Here is a 1,727-nt window from a genome sequence, read left to right as displayed (position 1 = left end):
GGTATCGGCGGTTACCTCACCTACGCGACCGATCTGTTCGACCGGGAAACCGCGCAGGGCTTCCTCGACCGGTTCATCCGGCTGCTCGGTGAGATCGTGACCGAGCCGAGCACCCCGGTGGGCGAGCTGGACATCCTGGATCCGGCCGAACGGGCGGTCCTGGTCACCGGCGGCGGTACGACCGAGCGTGAGATCGACACCACGGCGACCCTGGTGTCGCTGCTGGATGCCACGGTCGCCGCGCATCCGGACGCGGTGGCGTTGGTGGGGCCGGACGGTGTCCGGATCACCTACGCCGAGTTGGATGCGCGGGTGAACCGGTTGGCCCGGCGCCTGATCGCGCTGGGTGTGGGCCCGGAGGATCGGGTGGCGTTGGCGCTGCGGCGGTCGGTGAACCTGGTGGTCGCCATGTACGCGGTGGCCAAGGCCGGGGGCGCCTATGTGCCGGTCGACCCGGCGCAGGCCGCCGATCGCACGGCCTACATCCTGGAGACCGCGGCACCGGTGTGTGTGCTCACCGACGCCGAGGCCGGTTTCACCACCGAGACGGTGCCGGTTGTTCGGATCGACGAGGCCGACGTAGAGGCGGTCTCGGCCGAGCCGGTGCGCGCGGAGGAGCGTGTGGCGCCGCTGCGGCCGCGGAATACGGCGTATGTGATCTTCACTTCCGGTTCGACGGGTCGGCCGAAGGGTGTGGCGGTGCCGCATGCGGCGATCGTCAACCAGTTGGTGTGGAAGACCGCCGAGTTCGATCTCGGTGTCGAGGATGCGGTGTTGCTGAAGACCGCGGCGACGTTCGACCTGTCGGTGTGGGAGTTCTGGTCGGCGGCGGTGTCGGGTGGTCGGTTGGTGATCGCCGCTCCCGATGGTCATCGGGATCCGGAGTATCTGAACGAGTTGATGCGTCGGGAGTCGGTGACCACGCTGCATGTGGTGCCGTCCATGCTGGACGCGCTGCTCACCGAATCCGATGGGGCCCTGACGAGTTCGCTGCGGCGGGTGCTGGCCATCGGTGAGGCGCTGCCGGGCGGGTTGGCGCAGCGGTTCCTGGCCGCGAACGCCGACGCCGCGCTGTTCAACCTGTACGGTCCGACCGAGGCCGCGGTGTCGATCACCGCTCATCGGGTCACCGACGCCGATGTGGCGTCGGTGCCGATCGGTGGCCCGGAGTGGAACAGTCGGGTGTATGTGCTGGATGTGCGGTTGCAGCCGGTGCCGGTGGGTGTGCCGGGTGAGTTGTATCTGGCGGGTGCGCAGTTGGCGCGTGGCTATTTCGGTCGTGCGGATCTGACCGCGGACCGGTTCGTGGCGGATCCGTTCGAGCCCGGAACCCGCATGTATCGCACGGGTGATCTGGTGGTGTGGAACGCCGAGGGCGAGTTGGAGTATCGGGGGCGTACCGATTTCCAGGTCAAGATTCGTGGTTTCCGGATCGAGCCGGGTGAGATCGAGGCCGCGCTGGTCGCTCTCCCCGAGATCACTCATGCGGCGGTGATCGCCACTTCGGATGCCCGGCGTGGTGATTCACTGGTCGCCTATGTCGTCCCGTCCGGTGACGATCTCGATGTGAACACGGTGAAGGCGGCGTTGGCGGTGGAGTTGCCGTCGTACATGGTGCCGTCGGTGTTCATGATGTTGGAGGCGTTGCCGCTCAACGTCAACGGCAAGCTGGACCGCAAGGCCCTGCCCGAACCCGAATTCGAGTCCCACGGCTTCCGGGCCCCGTC

At 67.6% G+C, this 1,727-nt stretch carries 1 protein-coding gene; it reads left to right on the top strand.

Going from position 1 to position 1,727, the window contains the following annotated elements; translation table 11 throughout:
- The coding region (locus ON20_RS22705; RefSeq protein WP_040838436.1) for a non-ribosomal peptide synthetase at positions 1 to 1,727 on the top strand (1,727 nt) is incomplete at both ends.

It is taken from the genome of Nocardia brevicatena NBRC 12119 (assembly GCF_000308495.1).
GTDB lineage: Bacteria > Actinomycetota > Actinomycetes > Mycobacteriales > Mycobacteriaceae > Nocardia > Nocardia brevicatena.
Note: the sequence above shows the minus strand (reverse complement) of the source record. Positions and strands in the feature narration are given on the sequence as shown.